We start from the raw sequence: 16,908 nt of genomic DNA on the forward strand, positions 1-16,908 counted from the left end.
GGCGTCCGCCGCGGCCCGTACGCGGTCACGGACGAGCGCCGGGGACTGGGCGGCGCACGCGGCCGGAGGGGGCGCCGAGGGCTGCGACATCGCCCGCGCCCTCGGCCTGTCCGGCGCGGCCCAGGAGTGCGGACGCCTCCCGGATACGCATCTCGGCCCGCGCCCGCTCGGCCGGGGCGACGTGCGGGGTGAAGCGTTCGCGGCCCGGGGCAGGGACAGGTCGTAGGCGAGCTTCGAACCCGGAACCACACCGGGCGACTGCCGCCGTCCGCGCGGTCGCCGGGCAGGGCCACCGCGTAGCCGACCAGGGTCCCGTCGTCGCTGCGGCGCTCCCGTACGCGCACCCGGCGTCGCGGAGCCGGTCGAGGAAATCCGTGTCGCCGTGGGCGAGGGGCGGCGGCCTGGCCAACGGTGCGCTGCAGGGACTCCCGGGCCGTCTCGGGCAGGCCGCGGCGGGCGGCCTGCTCCGCCTCGCCGTGACCGAGCGGCGGCGCGCGGTTCGGTCCAGCGGTGACATCTCCGTGAGGCCCCAGCGGGCCTCGAAACGCCTCGCCGCGGCGTGCATCGCCAGGATGTCGCCGCGCAGCCGGGGGTGCCGGCCGTCCTGGCTGGCGAGGATCGCGAGGATGTGGATGTGGTCGGTGGCGTGCCGTACGGCGATCCACCGGCAGGCGTGCTCGTCACCGTGCTCGGCGATCCCGGCGACGGCCGCCATCCCGGCGGCGACCTCGCCCCACTCGGCGTCGGACAGGATCCGGTCGCCGGCGTGGTTGCGGACCGCCACGTGCCAGATGTGCTCCGCCGGCCTCGGTCCGCGCAGCGCGTCGACGGGGGCATCGAGGAGGAGCACCAGATCCGGCAGAATCATGCGTGCCGGGTCGCGGGCCGGGCACGGCAGATCCGGATCCGGCCCGCGACGAGGTGCGGGTCGACTTGTTCGTCGCGCTCGCCGGGACCGAAGAGGTAAACGAGCAGATCGGCGGTCGTCGACCCGCCGGCCGCCTTCTTCGGCATCACGACCTGGAGAGCCTCTCCCGCATCACCGCGCACGTCGCCGCATCCACCCCCACCCCGCCCCCGTACCTTCATCCGGCAGCAGCGATGATGCCCCCGTGGCGACAAACCTTGAACTCTTCGCGGACTACCACCAGATCCACGTCATGGACGAGGAATCCGAAGGCGACTTCAGTGATGTGTGGACCGAACAGACCGTCCTGGACGGGCTCGGCGTCACCGACGGCGCCCTGGCCATCGGCACCGCCGTCAACGTCACCGTGGCAGTCAGCGTCCATGTCCTCGCAGAACAGCCCGACGATGACACGGAGGACTTTGACCACGTGATCGAGGCCAGTCTCCACCTGGCTTCGGGACGCCTCGTCGTGATGGGCTGCACCGACTACCTCCCTGACGCAGCACGCTTCGACATGCCTGCCGGCTGGATTCGGGTACGAGCCTCTCGGCGGAACCTCGCTGCTGCCGTCGATGCGGACGTCGACTCGTCCGAGTCACCCGAGACCACCGAGCAGCTTCGACTGCAAGCCTGGCCAGCTCCGTTCTCCGCGCCGCACATCATCAAGCGGTGGGTACAGCCCGAGACGTAGTCCTCGCCTTCCGGCTCTTCGTGTCCACCGTGTCGTCGCACACCAAGGAACATCCTGAGCATCCGACCTCTCACACGAACGTCGCCACCGCGGCTGTCGCCAAGCCGCTGTTCCTGTTCCTGTTCCTGTTCCTGTTCCTGTTCCTGTTCCTGTTCCTGTTCCTGTTCCTGTTCCTGTTCCTGTTCCTGTTCCTGTAGAACGTCGCTCAACAGGTGGCCGGCCGGATCTCCAGGGACCGCGGGTACGTGCTGATGCCCGGATGGCCGTCGGTGCCTGAGCCGGCATGCCGCGGTCGCGTGCCTCCTGGATGACGTGTGGAAGACCTGGACGAAGTGACGGCCCCTTCCTGTCTCCCCTCCCCGGAGAGGGGAGACAAGGCGCTGGTCAGAGCGCGGGGAGGACCGTTCAGGTCCGCTCGCGCTCTGGGGGGTTTTCGCGTGTCCGAGTACCGTCTCGTCTTCTCCGCCGCACTGGTCACCGCTGGCTGCCTGCTGCTCTCCGCCTGCGGAGGCACCCCCGCACCCGGCGGCGCCGACCGCCCGACGGACGGCACGCGCACCTCCGCCGCGCCCGCCCCCTCGAAGCCGACGCCCACCGCTCCGTTGCCGACGCCGAGGGCGGCTGGCGAGGTACCGGACACCGCGCGACTGGTGGAACTGGCGCTGAAGCCGGGCGAGACCGCCGGGGTCCGGGAGGACGGGGGCAGCACCCGCAGCCTGGACGAGGTCGAGGTGAGGCCGCTGTTGCCTGCCGAACTGACGGCCCCCTGTACCGCCATGTGGGGCCTGCTCCGCCAGCGGGGCGCCCACGCCGCCGTCTCCCAGACCTTCGACACCGAGGAGCCGGGGAGCCCGACGGTCAACTTCCTGTCGTCCTATGCGGGGACCGACGCCGTGACGGTCTTCGGCCGGCTGCGCACGGCACTCGCGGGCTGTCCATCGGTGCAGGAGGACGGCCGCACGGTGACGATCCGGTACGAGGACCTCGACACGGGGGGCTTCCCGGAGGACACCCTGCGCATCCGGATGACCATGACCGATGCGGGCTCCACCGGCCCCGCCGAGGTCATCGACCGCATCGTGACCCGGGTCGGCGTGTGCGTCACCGACCTCTCGGCGACGGGAACGGAACCGTACCCGCACGTCTCCGAGACGCCCGTCCTGCGCCAGATCGACCGTCTCCGGGCCGCTCAAGGACTCTGAAACCGCGTACGGCCCCGCCCCGACGGTTGGCCGGGTCCCAGGCGCCGCCCGGCCGGACCATCGCGCGCCCCGCGGTGCTCCGGCCGTCCACCGCGACCGGGGCCCGTCCGCCTCCACCAGGCCCCGCACCGCCCGCTTGCTCGCGCGGTACGCGGCGCCGTTCGCCCGGGCCTGCTGTGCCGCCGGGAACGGGGCACGATTCCTGGACTGCTCGCGGACGCGGTCGTGGACGGTCGAAGTACGCGTCAGCTGGCCCGAAGACCGACCGCCAGCGTCAGTTCAAGGACCCGGTGTGGCGATGCGAGATCCGGAAACAGCTCCCGCAGCTGCGACATCCGGTACCGGACCGTCTGGGGATGGACGAACAACGCCGCCGCCACCTCGTCCCGCCTGCCCTGGTGCAGCAGCCACGCCCGCAACGTCTCCTCCAGCCGCCGTGCCGTCGCGACAGGCAAGGTCCGCAACGGTGCGAGCGCTCGGGCGCGCAGGTCTGCGAACGCATCCGCGTCGGCGCTCAGCACCAACTCGGGCAGGTGGTCCTCGGTGTCGCGAATATCGGAGGAGAGGGAGCGCGCGCGTACGGCTCGTGCGTACGAGGCGGACGCACGAGTCCATGGCCGGGCCGGGCCGACCACGGCGGTGCGGTCGGTCAGGAGCCGCAAGAGATGTGATCGGTCGGCATTGGGGACGAGCAGCGCACCGGTGGCATCCGGCAGATCGTCGAGGACGAGGGTGCTCGGGTCGAGCGCGCGGTAGGCAGGCCGGGCCTGGGCGGCGGGCAGCAGGACCGCGGTCAGCGAAACCGGAGGCTGCCACCCGGCCCGTTGAACAGAGGCAAGCAGCACGTCCGTGCTCGCGCCGGCGAGGAGATCGCGGGCCAGGTGTTCCAGGTGGCGCTCGTGGGCCCTGCCCCGGGCGGCCAGTTCGTCGGCGTGGCCCGCGGCGCTCGCGGCGGAGAGCTCGTCGATGTAGGCGAAGGTCAGCTCGGCGAACTTGGCGACCTCGGCGGCGGGCAGACCTGCGGGTACGGCACCCGCTGCCAGGCATCGCCAGGCCACACGGGCGCCGACGCGGTAGGCGCTGAGCAGGGCGTCCATCGAACGGCCGTCGCGCACCTCGCCGCGGCCCAGCTCGTAGGCTGCGTCGTCGCCGTCGCCGCCCGTGGCGTTTCCGCTCGCGAGGTCCAGGTAGTGCCCCAGGGCGGTGCGGACGGCTCGGCGGATGGTTGCGCCCATGCGGCCCGAAAGGGCGTTGGCGTAGGACGGGACCTCGTCGATGATCGCCTGGACGACCTCGTCGGCGGTGGTCTTCAGCGCGGCCCGAAGTGCTGTGACCGTCGTCTCATCCAGGGCCAGCTCGGTGGCCCTCCGGATTGCATGGCTCATGTTTTTGTTCCTTGCGAACAATTCGGCCGACCAGATTTACGTCCTGCGGACAGGACTTTACGTCCTGAGGCGCATCAAGCTGGAGTCATGACGAGTGCAGCCCTCCGCAGTAGGGCGTGGAAACTGCTGGAGATGGTCACGACGCCGCTGCTGCCGTCGGACTACCTCGACCTGGTCAGCCCGCTGCGTGCGGGCGCTGACCTGCGTGGGCGCATCGAGGCCGTGCACCCCGAGACGGGGGACGCCGCGACCATCGTGATCAGGCCGGGACGGGGCTGGCGTGGCCACACAGCAGGTCAGTACGTGCGGATCGGGGTCGACGTCGACGGGGTGCGCCTGTGGCGTGCCTACTCCATCACCTCGCCGACAAACCGCCAGGACGGCTGCGTCACGGTCACCGTGAAGGCGATCCCGGACGGCAAGGTCAGCAACCACCTGGTCCGCAGGGCGAAGCCGGGCACGCTGATCCAGCTCGACCAGCCGACCGGTGACTTCGTGCTGCCGCAGGCCAAGCCCGCCAAGGTGCTGTACCTGACGGCAGGCAGCGGCATCACGCCCGTGATGGGCATGCTGCGCGACATCGAGTTCGACGACGTCGTCATGGTCCACTGCGCGCCACAGCCGCAGGACGTGATCTTCCGCAGCGAACTGCACGACCTGGTGGCGGACGACAAGCTGCGGCTCACCGAGGTGCACACCGACACGGACGGCACGCTCGACATCGCCCGTCTCGACGAACTCGTGCCCGACTGGGCCGAACGCGAGACCTGGGCCTGCGGGCCCGCGGGCCTGCTCGACGCCGCCGAAGAGCACTGGACCGAACACGGCGTACAAGAACGCCTGCACACCGAACGCTTCCGCCCCGGCATCGTCGTCGCCAGCGACGGCGACGGCGGCGAGGTCACGTTCAGCGCCACCGGCAAGACCGTCGACGCGGACGGCGCCACGCCGTTGCTGGACATCGGCGAGGAGGCCGGCGTGCTCATGCCCTCCGGGTGCCGCATGGGCATCTGCTTCGGCTGCGTCACGCCGCTCAAGTCGGGCGCCGTCCGAGACCTGCGCACCGGCGAGATCACCGAGGCCGAGCCGGGCGTCCTCATCCAGACCTGCGTGTCCGCCGCGGCGGGCCCCTGCGACATCGAACGGTAGGAGCACCTTGACCGCCATCGACCCCACCGCCCACCTGACCGCGGAACAGATCGAGGAGCTCGGCCGCGAGCTGGACGCGATCCGCGACGAGGTGATCGCCGGCCGCGGCGAGGAAGACGCCGCCTACATCCGTAAGGTCATCTCGGCGCAGCGCAAGCTCGAGCTGGTCAGCAGGGGCGTGCTGCTGTTCTCGTTCTTCCCGCCCGCGTGGCTGCTCGGCACCGCCGGTCTGTCCGTGGCGAAGATCATGGACAACATGGAGATCGGCCACAACGTCCTGCACGGCCAGTGGGACTGGATGCGAGACCCGAAGATTCACTCCACCACCTGGGAGTGGGATCACGTCTCGCCGTCCGAGCAGTGGAAGCACTCGCACAACGAGCTGCACCACACGTACACCAACGTGATCGGCAAGGACAACGACCTCGGCTACGGCATCATGCGCGTCGACGAGGACCAGAGGTGGCACCCGTTCCACCTCGGCCAGCCGCTGTGGAACTTCATCAACGCCTGCTTCTTCGAGTACGGCATCGCAGCGTACGACCTGGAGCTCGCCAAGAACCTGCACAAGCGCCGCCGCAAGAACCCGGAGTTCCGCGCGCGGGCCAGGGCCGTGGGCCGCAAGATCCGCAAGCAGGTGCTCAAGGACTACGTGATCCACCCGCTGCTGTCGGGTCCGTCGTTCCTCACCACGCTCGCCGCCACGTTCACCGCGAACCTGGTCCGCAACATCTGGTCCCACTCGGTGATCATGTGCGGGCACTTCCCCGAGGGCGTACAGGTCTTCGAGCGCCGGTCGATCAAGGACGAAACGCGCGGCCAGTGGTACCTGCGCCAGATGATGGGCTCGGCGAACATCAGCGGCAGCAGGGCCATGCACTTCATGACCGGCAACCTGTCGCACCAGATCGAGCACCACCTGTTCCCGGACCTGCCGAGCAACCGGTACGCCGAGGTCGCGGTGAAGGTGCGCGCGCTGTTCGAGAAGTACGAGCTGGAGTACGTCACCGGCCCGCTGCCCAAGCAGGTGTTCTCCGCGTGGCACAAGGTCTTCCGGCTCTCGCTGCCGAACAAGAAGCCCAAGGTCAAAACGCCGGACCGCGAGCAGGAGCTCGTCGCGGCCTGATTCCCGGTATTGGTTCGGATCTTCGGCCGTACCGGCGGCACCGCCGGTACGGTCAGCCGCGGTGGAACAGGTCTGCGCCTGCCGACCGGTGCCTTCCTTTTGGCGCGATTCCTTCGCCGCCGGGAACCTCCCGGCCTTCCTGGCGCCACTGCCGCTTGAGGGCGTCGTAGATCGGAGAATCCGACGCCCACCCGCCGCCCGCCCGCACGTCGGCGAAACTTCTCTGCGCTGGAACGTTCCTGTGGTCCATAAGCCGCCCAACGACCCCACGCCGGGCGCCGTGGCGGCCCGTATCCCGACCGTCACCAGGAGACCCGCAACGGGGTGACGGGTATGCCTGCCTTGGACGCCGGCGGTTCGGGGTCAGGATCCGAGGACGAGCAGCACACGGGGTGCGTTGGGCAGGTCTTCAGGGACGGTGACGGTGCCGGTCAGGGGCATGAGGTGCCCGTTGGCGCAGTCGCCGGGCTGCTGATGGTCGATCTCCCAGTCCCAGCCGGCCGGCGCGAGGGAACTGGTGACGTAGAGAGGTTGGCGGCAGGAGCGACACCAGCAGAACGACCGCCCCTCGCCCGGCGCCCCTCCCGCGGACGCGCCACGACTGCCACCGCGGACGCTTGGGCCCAGCCCGGCATGCTGGTGCGGACCGGACGGCGGAAGCCCGGAACGAGAAATCGGAATGCATCATTCACGCCAGCTGAAACGATCCGGCCGCCTCCACGTCACCTCTCCACAGGAGAGTCGGCCTGCCGGCCGAGCACCCCGGCGTAGCCGGTGGTCAGGCGGGCCTCTCCGATGGCGTGCAGGAAGCCCTGGGTGGTGCCGAGCATCTCGGCGGCCGGGGTGAGTAACGGCACGAGGGCCGGGGCCCTGACAGGGGCAGTAGCGATGCCGGTCCCGGCCCGTGGCGTGCCGACCGGGTCAGGCGGCGGGGCTGAGGGCCAGGGTGTAGCGGCGGCCGGTGGCCGGCTGGACCGTGAGGGTGTCGCCGTCGGCGGTGGCGGTTCGGTAGGCGGGGTGGGCCAGGAACGGGCCCGAGAAGCGGGCAAGGTCAGGACTGCGCGGTCCCGAACGCGAGATACCGGCTGAAGGCTTCGTGGCTGTTGTCTTGAGCCGGCGCATCAGGAAGTTGATCCGCCACTTCAGGGTCTTGGGCGGCTCGCGCGTGAACCCTTCGCGGTCCGCGCGGTCCAGGGCGTCATCGACGTCCCCCACCAGCTGCGCGTCCTTCCTCACGGCCCCGTCCCGGGCGCAGCGCCGTCGCCGGGCCGGCCGCCGTCGTGTGCAGGGCGGTCTTCTCGTCGTCCGTCGTGGTGGCACTCTGCCCGACCGCGGAGGGCCGTGTGACCGCGTGGCGGGAGAGCGGTGCATGTGAACCGGGAGGCCCATGGCAGCCAGCCCTCTTCCCGATTGGCACCTGACGGCAGCAGCTGGGCCACTCCGTGACAGCCATGCTCACTACCTCAGCGCCGTGTGGGCCGGGAGGCCACCCCGCTCTGGCGGCTGACGCCCATCCAGTGCCCCATCGCACCCATTCGCAGAAGGGCCGACCGCTTATCGGGGCCTCTCGCGCGCGTACGGCCCCGGCTGCCACACTCCCCGTCAGGCGCCCTGAAGGGCGTGTGCGGCCATGCTCCGGGCCGGCGGTCGATCGACGATCCGACCACCGACCCGCGCCCGTTTCAGGAGGCGAGGCATGGATCCTGTCGCTCAGTGGAGCCAGAAGAAGATGGTGTCCTCGGTCCGTCCCGCCTTCTTCGTTCTCTCCCACTCGTCGGCCTCGACCCGCATGGGTTCCAGCAGCACCCCCGCCGTCTCGCGCACCTCGGGGTCGAGCCGGTCCAGGACCTCCTCGTACGCCCGGACCAGTTCAGCGGCCCGGGAGGCCGGGAAGGTGCCCATGCACGGAAGGGCGTCGCCCGGGTGCGGGAGGCGGATCGGCGGGCCTGCGAACAGGAGCGCGGCGGGCGCCAGGTCGGCCGGGACCCCGTGGTGGGTCATCTCCTCGTCGACCGTATGGAACCAGGAGGGCCGCCGCCAGTAGCCGAGGTCGTACGTGTCGGAGAAGTTCACCGCCACCAGCGCCTGGAAGGCGTACCTGTAGCCGGGCTCCATGTCCGCGCTGGGACTGCCGGCCAGCAGTTCCTCCAGTGCCTGGGCGACCGGCACGCCCAGCGTCATGCCGTGGTCTTCGAAGCGGGCGTCGATCCGCGCACACTGCTCCCGCGCAGTGCCGAGGATGCGGTCCTGTTCGGGCGTCCGCTCCACCGCCGTCAGCAGCCGGATCACGTCCCGCATGTCGCCGGTGCTCATCTCCAGGTTCCCCATGGCCCCATTCCCTCCGTCGTACATCGATCGAAGTTCATGATCGTCGACTCGGGGCGCGGACGTCCCATCCCGAGCCCCCTTCTACCGGCCGGGCTGGACGAAGCCGCGGACGGCCGCCACCTTGCCGCGGCCGCCCGGAGAGACGGTGACCGTGATCAGCACGCTGATCGTGGCGGCGCCGTTGGAAGATCTCCGTCATCGGCATCTGCCCGTACAGCCGCATCACGACGGTCAGGACGAGCACCACGCGGACGACCGCCGCCTGCGGCAGCGTCATCCCGCCCGTCGTTGTCAGCCGTTCCGCCGACTCACGCTACCGGTCCTGGCCTGCGCACGGTTCAGCTGTTGCTCCACGGCGGGGTGAGAACCATTCGGGGATGGCCTCCTTACCGGCGCTCCGGGCCTGGTACCCGAAAGCCTCCCCCGGCCAGGCATGTATGGCGCGTGGATGCGGATTCCCACCGACCCCATATCGGCAGCTGACTTCTCTGCACTAGTCAAGGCGAGCTGATTTGAACGGCATCAGTCGCAGCCAGCCAGCGCCAGTGGATGGTGAGGAACTGTCAAGAGTTGTGGTCCGTCACCGCGGGAGTGTTCTGGTCGGGCAGTTCTGCGAGCGCCATGACGGCGGCTTCGCGGACGTAGTCCACGGGGTGTTGTAGGTAGGGCTCGATTATCGGGTGGGCGTCGGGGTCACGGGTGGATCCGAGAATGTCGAGGGCGTGCTCTAGGAGGGGTGCAGTCATCGTGTGGAGGCACGGTGCCAGCCCGGCGACCAGGTGGAGCGGCAGGTCTCTGCGTTCGAAGGCGTTGCCGATGGCGTTGAGGGCGCTCTCGCGGACGGCGTCGTCTGGGTCCTCGATCGTGAGGGTGAGCAAGTGTGCGACGGCGGTTTCCGCCTCGTGCTGCGTCAGGTTGGGCCAACGCAAGATGTCGCTGAGCTGCTCGGCGGCAGCGTCGCGATCCCGGGCGTTGGGGGCATTCAGGTCGGCGAGGAGGGTCGGGGGCAGGTTCATGCGGCCACCGTGTCATGCCGTTCGACGTGCCGGCCACGTTCGAAGCCGGCGCCGCCCGGACCAAAGCGACGCGCCACAGGTCATGAGCGTTGCTCGTGGACGGGCGGCGGTTACCAGTCGCGGATGGAGTTCACGCATTCGATCAGTGCCGTGCGTGCGGCTGTCAGGTCGCGGCCGGCGGCTGTCTGCGCTTCGTCCGCCAGGAAGGCCAGGGCGTTGAACAGCTCCTCACGTTCCACGGTCTCGATGAAGGGTGAGCGGCTGTCCAGCGCGTTGAAGGCGGCTCCGAATGCGCGCCCGATCTCCGCGATGTTGCCATGGTGGTCGCCTCCGGTGATCTCGGTACGGAAGGCATCCCGGGTGGCCTTGTACTGGGCAACGGCCTTGCGGTAAGCGGTGCGGGGTATGTGCTCGCGGCCGTCCCAGTCGCGGAGCGGATTGGCTCTGTTGGCAGCGACCCATTCCGGCTTACGGGCACCGCGGACGTCGAGCTCCACTCCGTGCCGCACCTGGAGACGCCAGGCTTTGCGCATCGCGGCCGCGTAGTCGGCCGGGATGCCGTATAGCGACACCTCCTCCAGCTCGGGGACGTGGCGGGGCAGTAGACAGTCGGACGCGTCCATCCCAAACAGCTCTGTGATGGTGAGCGCTTGCAGCTGTGGCAACTGGTTCAGGGCTGCCGCCGAGGTGAGCGTGCCCAGGTTCCCGGACAGCGACAGGCGGGTCAGATCCGGGAAGCCGACGACGAGGCGGGTGCACTCAAACCGAGTGATCCCGCGGACGGTGAGGTGCTTGACGCCCGCCCGTACGACGCCCCGGGTGCCAGCGGGTACTGGGCGACGCTGCGCCATCCGGGCGCGCACACCGCCCGGAGGGCCTCGGCTCGGGGGCGGCGGGCCCGGCCGTCGTACGCCGACCAGTGCATGGTCGACGGCACGTACGGACCGCTCCCGACATCGAGGTACACCGGGCCGGGCTCACGGCCGCCGGCCAGTACACCCCGCCGCACCCGGGTGCGCATCTTAGAGAGCTGGAGTGAGTGGTGGGCCATGCCGGGGGAACGCTGGCCCAAGACCGCTCCACCGATCTCGTCACCATTCAGCGGCCCCGCAACCAATGCCTCTGTGCGGGAATCCCATCCGGCGCCACGACCGGCGGGGGAAGAACTGGCTGCCAGTCCTGACTGTGCTCGTCACCGGTCCCGACGGCCTGTGCTGCCGATCGCCGTGGAAGTGCCGTCGGCACGTCGGTGGGGGGACCGGCCAGTGTGGATGAGGGTGCCATGGCAGCGGTCGAGCTCTCGGGTGGCCCGGTGCAGGGCGAGCTCCATGGCCCGGGGTGTTGTCAGGGCGCCGCTTCCGTCGGGCGGTACAAGCCATCGCAGGTCTCCCCAGCGGCAGTGAGGGGCAGGGGCGGCAATCCATCCTCCCTGGGTGATGTGGCGGGTGCCGTCACCGACCCAGTTGGCCCCAGGCTCGGGAGGCAGGAAGAAACCGACCTCACGCCGCCGGCCGTCCAGCAGTACAGGGCCGGGACCGACGCGAGGAAGGCCGTCGAGCACGTCCGCCGCGCGCAGGCCCAGGCACGCGGGAACGATCAGCACGTCCCATAGACGTCCGGCAGCTAATAGATGGATACCGGCGCCGCTGCGGCGGCAGTCGCGCTCGTAGGCTTGCGGATCGTCGGCGGCGGCTGCCAGCCACTCCATTGCCTTCGTCCACTGTGTCAGCGCCATCACAAACCTCCTGTGTGGGCGGGCTTTGTGAGCCCGGTAGTCAACGTCGGGTCCGACCACCCTGGCGCTCTGCCGAAAGACCGGGAAGGGAGGCGGAGGACGGTGCGTGATGTTTCGGCGCATTCAAGGGGCGGGCATATGCCGAACGCACGCCCAGAACATGCATTCCACAGGGATTGCTCACTGAGCCACGCCCGACGCCCCTACCAGCCCGATCTATCCGACCCGCGGTGCAGAAGAGCGGGCGAGCTGGTTTGGTGCAGTTCCCCTATCTGGCGGAGCTGCCCAACATCCGTGGTTTAGCCGCCACAGTCAGCTCTGGCCAGCGGACACGTTGTACATGTCGGCGACGGCTGAACACGGACCCCTCTGACAACACATCAAAAGTGACCCACTTGGTGATCTTCATTCAACAATGGCCTTGGTGATCAAGGTCGGGAGGGAAACCTGTTCCTTGTGGAGGCCTGGGCAGAGTCCACCAGCTGCATCGGGCCGAGCGGATGCCGATCCGGGCGATCGCCCCGCCTCTGGGATTTCAAGGAACACGGTCAGGGAGCGGACAAGCCGAAGCCCCCTGACCATCGATGCTGGTCAGAGGCCGTTCTAACTGGCGGTGGGTCGGACTGGTGGGCCCGTCTGTCCCGGGACCAGGTCCGGAGCTCTTCGCGGCCGCACGCGATCTCGTCTTCTACGGGCTGGCCGTGCCCATCCCGCCCGAGGGCGAGCGGCCCGAGCAGATCACCCTCATCCGCTCTGGGTGGCACTGCGCCGCCCTCAAGATGAAAGTGATCCAGTACGTGACCCAGCACAACGCCGGCAACGGCCCCGTCTTCCACCAGCGATCTGGTCGGTGCTCAGATCTTGATAGCCGGCCGGGGTCAGTGAGCGCGAACCGGAAAGCGGCCTTGTCCAGGGTGCGCCGCTGTCCGTTCACCCCGCGAACCAGTTCATGGGCGTGGGCAACCTCCGGGAGGCCGCCTGGTTCGACCCGTTCAACAACCGCAGCGTCAGGGACCCCCGGCGAGGATTCCGGCGGTAGACCACAGCTCCTCGCGCGCTGTCGGCTTCTGGAACTCTGACTCGAAGCCTTGGAACGTCCGACCGTGCTGCCGTCGGTGCCGGTGGCGTGCATCGGACCGATCCGGCCGTGCACCTGCCTCAGCGATTGCGGTCAAGTACGACCACGTCGTCGCCCATGCCGATGACGAGGCTTTGGCCGACGGCGGTCATGCACTGGGCCCGCGTCGGCAGCGCGACCTTCTCCCGGCGGCGGGCCGGCGCGAGATCCCAGACGTGGACCGTACCGCTGCCGTCCAAGGTGATGGCGTCGATACGGTCGTCCCGCGTGGTGCAGGCCACGGCGAGAACTCCTGACGGGTGTCCCGCCAGGGTGGACCGCAGGGTGCCGTCCGTCAGATCCCACACTTGTACTGCGGTGTCGTTCCCGCCCACGGTCAGCGCGTGGGGACGGCCCTCCAGGACGGTGCCGGCGAGTGCCCGTATCCAGTGGTGCCCTGTGTGGACGGTGGCGGTGACACGTCGGCCCTTCTCCGTGAGCCTCCACAGCCGCAGTGCGGCGTCATCGCTGCCCGTGAGGAGGTGGGGGCGGCCGTCGACGGTGACGGGCTCCATGGCCCGCACCGCCGACCGGGTGCGGTCGCTGTGGAGCGGGTGCTCCACGTCCTCGTCCAGATCCCACACGCGTATGGTGCGGTCCTGGTCGGAGGTGACCACGTAGGGACGGCCGTTGACATCCGCCCACGCCACGGTCTCCACCCGGCGGTCGGGTCCGGGAAGGTCCCGAAGCCCGGACCCTGCGGCGAGGTCCCAGACCCGGGTGACGCCGCAGCAGCCTCCGACGGCAGCGTAGGGGCTGTCGTGGACCGTTGTGCACGCCAGCGCCTCCACACGGTGCCCGTGGGGCAGGGTGCCTCGTTCCGTCCCATCGGCCAGGTCCCAGACCCGTATTGTGGTGTCGCCTCCGGTGACGACGTGCGGACGGCCGTCGATCTCCACGGCGTCCACGGCCTGCACGGTCCCGGTGTGTCCCTTGTGTCCCGCGGGCAGGGCGGCGTCACCCAGGTCCCATACGCGCGGGGGCGCGGAATGGCCGCCGCTCACAGCGTACGGGCGCCCGTCGATCTCCGTGGTGGCCAGCGCGTCCACATAGCCGTGGTGTCCGGTCAGGACGGCGCGCTCCGTGTCCTCGGTCAGATCCCACACGTGCACCGTGCAGTCACCGCCGGCGGTCAACACGTGGGGGCGTCCTCCGAGGTCGAAGCAGCTCACGGCAGCTATCCACGAGGTGTGCCCGTCCAGCACAGCGCGCTGCGAGCCGTCGGTCAGGCACCAGACCCGTGCCGCGTGCTCCCCGCCGCTCCCGGTGATGGCGTGGGGGATGCCGTCGATCACCGTGCAGGCCACCGAGTAGACGGCCGACGTGTGACCGGTGAGCACGGCCCGCTCGACGCCGTCCTCCAGGTCCCACAGCCTCACCGTGTTGTCATAGCCCCCGGTCACGGCCACGGGGCGGCCGGCGACCTCGGCGAACGCCACCGCTCGTACTTCCTCGGTGTGGCCGGGCATCCGCGCACGTTCCGACCCGTCGACCAGGTCCCACAGCCGGACCAGGCAGTCCTCTCCCGCGGTGACGGCGTGCGGCCGGCCGTCGATCACCGTGCAGCCCACCGCGTGTATCCAGCCCTTGTGACCTCCGAGGGCGAACCGCTCGGCCCCGGTATCCAGATCCCACACCCGTAGGCTGCCGGAGCAGGTTCCTGTGACGACATGGGGACGCCCGTCGATCTCGACGCAGTCCAGTGCGTAGACCCCGTCGTCCTCGGTGATGACAAGGCGTTCGGTTCCGTCGACCATGTCCCACACGCGGACGTTCGCGTCGTAGCAGCCGGTCACCGCGTGGGGACGCCCGTCGATGACGGTGCACGCGGCGGCGTCCACGCCCAGTCCCGTCTTGGTGAAGCGCAGTGCCGGATGAACCATCGTGCCGGTCGCCCAGCGCGGCCGCCACGGGCGGCCGCGAGACAGCTCCCGGGCGAGGCCGGTCTCACCGTGGCGCGCGGCGTCGACGGCGAGGATGTCCCGCCTTTCCGGCAGGCTTGCGGTGGCATGGACGTGGACGGATGCCCGGTAAATACTCCGCCGCACCATCCCCTGGGACGAGCCCGGGATGTTGAGCGCGCGGAGCAGCCCCCGCGGGGCCGCGTGCACCAGGTACTCGGCGTCCTCGAGTATCTCGTTCAGGGCACCGGCCGCGGCGGCGTGGGCGGCGAGATGGTCGACGATGTACGGTGCGGCAGCCAGCCAGTCGCGGTGCCCGCTGTCCCCGTCAAGGGGCACCTCGGCCAGCAACGCGCTCGTGACCGCTCGTTGCGTCTGCCGCTCGCCCGACCGAGCTCCCCGGGCACGCAACCGGTAGGCCACACCCTCGGGTGTCTGCGTCTCGACCAGGAGTTCGCCCGCCCGGTCCCGGAACATGCTCACGTCCTGAGCCGTCCACGGGTGACCCGACAGGGCACGTGCCAGGACCACCCACAGGGCAAGGGGCAGACCCGCGCCTTCGGCGAACGCCAACGGCCGCAACAGCGCAGCTTCGTCGTCGGAATCCAGCGTCGGCCCGACGGCCCTGTTACCGTTCGCCATCGCCACACGCTCCTCGCAGCCCGTTCACGACCCCGTCCCTCCCCACTGCAGGTGGACGGGTCACCAACCTGGCCACGGATGCTACAGACAGCCACTGACATCGATACTCGTACGCGGGTTCCTGTGGTCGTGGCTCTGCCACTGACTGGCGCCCTGCTGGGCTGTCTTCGGGCTGTACCGTCCGGCTGCCGGGGCCCGTTCCAAAGCGTGCGCCCGCTGCCCGATGTCGGGCCATGAAGGCCAGCAGCGCCTGGGTCTCACCCACGCGGTGATGGGTGTGATGGAGGTAGCTCTCACAAGCGTCGGCCCCCGGTCCGGGTGACGCGGCGACCGGCGGCACCGGCCCCCATCCGACGCCTGATGGCCCGGGTCTGCCCGAGCCGAAGGTGGCCGACGCCTCTCGGTCCGAGCTCCCGCCCCCCTGTGCGCGCCTTTTCGGCGTCCCTTATCGGCGCAGCGTCTCCATCAACGCGCCCCGGGCGGCCTTGGTGCGCGTCGCCCGGTAGCAGAGCCCCTTCCAGGGCCAGTAGTGCCAGGGCAGGGCGTCCAGATGGCCGTCCACCGAACGGAACTGTTCCACTGCTGCCCGGTAGCGGCCTTGTTTGACCAGGAAGTGGGCGAGCAGGTGGCGTACTTCGGGCAGTCGCGCGTGTTCGCCCGCGGCCGCGGCATCCGCCAGTGCGGCATCGACCAGAGCCCGCACCTTCGGGCTTCGGTACGCGCCGGGGGGCATCTCCTCGTCATTGTTCTCGTACCACGCGACAAGGGGCAGGGCAGCCATCAGGCTGCCCCGAGGGGCCTGCGACGCGGCCGTCTCGGCGAATTCGCGCGCCAGCTTCTTCGAGCCGTGCCACTTGGCGCACCAGTACTGCAAAGCGACGTAGTGCGCCTCGTAGTGATGAGGTGCGCGCACTGTTATTATCTCCTCCCACAGGGCGCGCATCTCGCGGTTCGGGTAGCCGAGGCCGAGCGCCGTCCCGATCTCGGCGATGAGCGGGGTGGGATCCTGCGGGTTGAGCTCGGCGGCCCGGGCTATGTCCTCGCGAGAGCTCATCAGCACTTGGTGGAAGTATTCGAACCGCTTTCGGGAGGTGTATCGCGCCAGCCGTGCACCGCGCAGCCTCCAGGCGTACATGACCCGGGCCCGTGCGTGGACCAGCGCCGCGTCGGGGTCACCAGGTCGAGCCGTCTGCCACGACCGCAGCCACGTGTCCCCCTTCCTGGCAGTGAGGTCCGCAAGCCGCTGGGTGTACAGAGCACGCCGCTCCCAGTCGTTGCCGGCGGTGAGCAGGAGCTGTGCTGCCGGTTGGCGGGCTGGAGCGTCCATGGGATTGCCGGACTCGGCTTGGCCAGGTTGAGGGGGACTCGTGGAGCGGGGTATGGGGAAGCAGGACGGTCGAGGGCGAGAGCTGAACGCTTACGAGAAGGTTCTCGCAGAGGACCGCCGCGTCATGCGCGAGATGTTCCGTGTGAGCATTGGCGGTGCCCATGCCGGGATTGTCATAACGGTATTCATCGTGGTCTTGTTCGCTGCCATTGGCGGCACCGTATGGGCTCTGATCGTTGGCGGGGCGGTTGCGTTCTGGTTCACCGTCGCCCTTATCGCGGTTGTCGGTGGCGGTCGCCGCGGGTGGGCCGCAGTCAAGCGCGCTTACCTCTTGACATTCGGCTGGGCCGGCTGGCTGTGATCGTCGGCGAGGGTATGG

17 protein-coding genes are annotated in these 16,908 nt (G+C 69.7%); 6 read left to right on the forward strand and 11 right to left on the reverse strand.

Annotation, left to right across the window (positions count from 1 at the left end):
- Positions 1-25 precede the first annotated feature (25 nt).
- Together OG373_RS02690 and OG373_RS02695 are read right to left on the reverse strand one after the other, a co-directional pair.
- Positions 26-868 carry a hypothetical protein gene (locus OG373_RS02690; protein WP_405435522.1) on the reverse strand — a complete coding sequence of 281 codons (843 nt, stop codon included), beginning with the start codon at positions 866-868 and terminating at the stop codon, positions 26-28.
- Entirely contained in the window at positions 865-1,050 is a 186-nt protein-coding gene (locus tag OG373_RS02695; RefSeq protein ID WP_405435523.1) for a hypothetical protein, read from the reverse strand. The genes OG373_RS02690 and OG373_RS02695 overlap by 4 nt, the downstream gene beginning before the upstream one ends.
- Positions 1,051-1,112: 62 nt before the next feature.
- Here OG373_RS02695 and OG373_RS02700 point away from each other — a divergent pair, with 62 nt between their 5' ends.
- From OG373_RS02700 to OG373_RS02710, 3 genes are all read left to right on the forward strand, one after another.
- Positions 1,113-1,601: a hypothetical protein gene (locus OG373_RS02700; protein WP_405435524.1), complete on the forward strand. Its 489-nt coding sequence runs from the start codon at positions 1,113-1,115 to the stop codon at positions 1,599-1,601.
- Positions 1,580-1,798, forward strand: a complete 219-nt coding sequence (locus tag OG373_RS02705) for a hypothetical protein (protein ID WP_405435526.1) — start codon at positions 1,580-1,582, stop codon at positions 1,796-1,798. Before OG373_RS02700 ends, OG373_RS02705 begins: the two co-directional genes overlap by 22 nt.
- Before the next feature lie 240 nt (positions 1,799-2,038).
- On the forward strand, positions 2,039-2,803 hold the full coding sequence (locus OG373_RS02710) for a hypothetical protein (protein ID WP_405435528.1): 765 nt from the start codon (positions 2,039-2,041) through the stop codon (positions 2,801-2,803).
- Positions 2,804-3,048: 245 nt separating this feature from the next.
- Here the strand turns inward: OG373_RS02710 and OG373_RS02715 are convergent, their stop codons facing one another.
- On the reverse strand, positions 3,049-4,188 hold the full coding sequence (locus OG373_RS02715; protein WP_405435530.1) for a PucR family transcriptional regulator: 1,140 nt from the start codon (positions 4,186-4,188) through the stop codon (positions 3,049-3,051).
- An 87-nt stretch (positions 4,189-4,275) separates the two neighbouring features.
- Here OG373_RS02715 and OG373_RS02720 point away from each other — a divergent pair, with 87 nt between their 5' ends.
- Positions 4,276-5,337 (forward strand): ferredoxin reductase, encoded by a 1,062-nt coding sequence (locus OG373_RS02720; RefSeq protein ID WP_405435532.1) that lies wholly within the window; start codon positions 4,276-4,278, stop codon positions 5,335-5,337.
- 7 nt (positions 5,338-5,344) lie between these two features.
- On the forward strand, positions 5,345-6,463 hold the full coding sequence (locus tag OG373_RS02725) for a fatty acid desaturase family protein (RefSeq protein ID WP_405435534.1): 1,119 nt from the start codon (positions 5,345-5,347) through the stop codon (positions 6,461-6,463).
- A gap of 722 nt (positions 6,464-7,185) precedes the next feature.
- On the opposite strand, the gene OG373_RS02730 is transcribed toward OG373_RS02725, so the two are convergent.
- The 8 genes from OG373_RS02730 to OG373_RS02765 form a co-directional block, all read right to left on the reverse strand.
- Positions 7,186-7,320 carry a hypothetical protein gene (locus OG373_RS02730; protein ID WP_405435535.1) on the reverse strand — a complete coding sequence of 45 codons (135 nt, stop codon included), beginning with the start codon at positions 7,318-7,320 and terminating at the stop codon, positions 7,186-7,188.
- 64 nt (positions 7,321-7,384) lie between these two features.
- Positions 7,385-7,699: a hypothetical protein gene (locus OG373_RS02735; RefSeq protein WP_405435537.1), complete on the reverse strand. Its 315-nt coding sequence runs from the start codon at positions 7,697-7,699 to the stop codon at positions 7,385-7,387.
- 474 nt (positions 7,700-8,173) lie between these two features.
- On the reverse strand, positions 8,174-8,791 hold the full coding sequence (locus tag OG373_RS02740) for a hypothetical protein (RefSeq protein WP_405435539.1): 618 nt from the start codon (positions 8,789-8,791) through the stop codon (positions 8,174-8,176).
- A gap of 563 nt (positions 8,792-9,354) precedes the next feature.
- Entirely contained in the window at positions 9,355-9,807 is a 453-nt protein-coding gene (locus OG373_RS02745; RefSeq protein WP_405435541.1) for a HEAT repeat domain-containing protein, read from the reverse strand.
- Positions 9,808-9,917: 110 nt separating this feature from the next.
- A complete protein-coding gene (locus tag OG373_RS02750) occupies positions 9,918-10,658 on the reverse strand; it encodes a hypothetical protein (protein WP_405435542.1) in 741 nt (246 codons plus the stop codon).
- A gap of 341 nt (positions 10,659-10,999) precedes the next feature.
- The gene (locus tag OG373_RS02755; protein ID WP_405435544.1) at positions 11,000-11,542 is read right to left on the reverse strand and encodes a hypothetical protein; all 543 of its coding nucleotides are present in this window, start codon (positions 11,540-11,542) and stop codon (positions 11,000-11,002) included.
- Between the two features lie 1,158 nt (positions 11,543-12,700).
- Complete coding sequence (locus tag OG373_RS02760) at positions 12,701-15,202, reverse strand: WD40 repeat domain-containing protein (protein ID WP_405435546.1); 2,502 nt, start codon at positions 15,200-15,202, stop codon at positions 12,701-12,703.
- A 445-nt stretch (positions 15,203-15,647) separates the two neighbouring features.
- Positions 15,648-16,256, reverse strand: a complete 609-nt coding sequence (locus OG373_RS02765; protein ID WP_405435548.1) for a hypothetical protein — start codon at positions 16,254-16,256, stop codon at positions 15,648-15,650.
- Between the two features lie 325 nt (positions 16,257-16,581).
- Between OG373_RS02765 and OG373_RS02770 the strand changes: the two genes are divergently transcribed.
- Positions 16,582-16,890 (forward strand): hypothetical protein, encoded by a 309-nt coding sequence (locus OG373_RS02770; RefSeq protein WP_405435550.1) that lies wholly within the window; start codon positions 16,582-16,584, stop codon positions 16,888-16,890.
- The last annotated feature ends 18 nt before the right edge of the window (positions 16,891-16,908 follow it).

The sequence above is a fragment of the Streptomyces avidinii genome, assembly GCF_045161815.1.
Taxonomy (GTDB): domain Bacteria; phylum Actinomycetota; class Actinomycetes; order Streptomycetales; family Streptomycetaceae; genus Streptomyces; species Streptomyces avidinii.

What these genes read in the sequence shown, in the direction of transcription:
- OG373_RS02715 (WP_405435530.1), bottom strand. Translation starts at nt 4,188, where the DNA reads ATGAGCCATGCAATCCGGAGGGCCACCGAGCTGGCCCTGGATGAGACG.
- OG373_RS02690 (WP_405435522.1), bottom strand. Translation starts at nt 868, where the DNA reads ATGATTCTGCCGGATCTGGTGCTCCTCCTCGATGCCCCCGTCGACGCG.
- OG373_RS02745 (WP_405435541.1), bottom strand. Translation starts at nt 9,807, where the DNA reads ATGAACCTGCCCCCGACCCTCCTCGCCGACCTGAATGCCCCCAACGCC.
- OG373_RS02740 (WP_405435539.1), bottom strand. Translation starts at nt 8,791, where the DNA reads ATGGGGAACCTGGAGATGAGCACCGGCGACATGCGGGACGTGATCCGG.
- OG373_RS02750 (WP_405435542.1), bottom strand. Translation starts at nt 10,658, where the DNA reads ATGGCGCAGCGTCGCCCAGTACCCGCTGGCACCCGGGGCGTCGTACGG.
- OG373_RS02770 (WP_405435550.1), top strand. Translation starts at nt 16,582, where the DNA reads ATGGGGAAGCAGGACGGTCGAGGGCGAGAGCTGAACGCTTACGAGAAG.
- OG373_RS02720 (WP_405435532.1), top strand. Translation starts at nt 4,276, where the DNA reads ATGACGAGTGCAGCCCTCCGCAGTAGGGCGTGGAAACTGCTGGAGATG.
- OG373_RS02760 (WP_405435546.1), bottom strand. Translation starts at nt 15,202, where the DNA reads ATGGCGAACGGTAACAGGGCCGTCGGGCCGACGCTGGATTCCGACGAC.
- OG373_RS02755 (WP_405435544.1), bottom strand. Translation starts at nt 11,542, where the DNA reads ATGGCGCTGACACAGTGGACGAAGGCAATGGAGTGGCTGGCAGCCGCC.
- OG373_RS02765 (WP_405435548.1), bottom strand. Translation starts at nt 16,256, where the DNA reads ATGAGCTCTCGCGAGGACATAGCCCGGGCCGCCGAGCTCAACCCGCAG.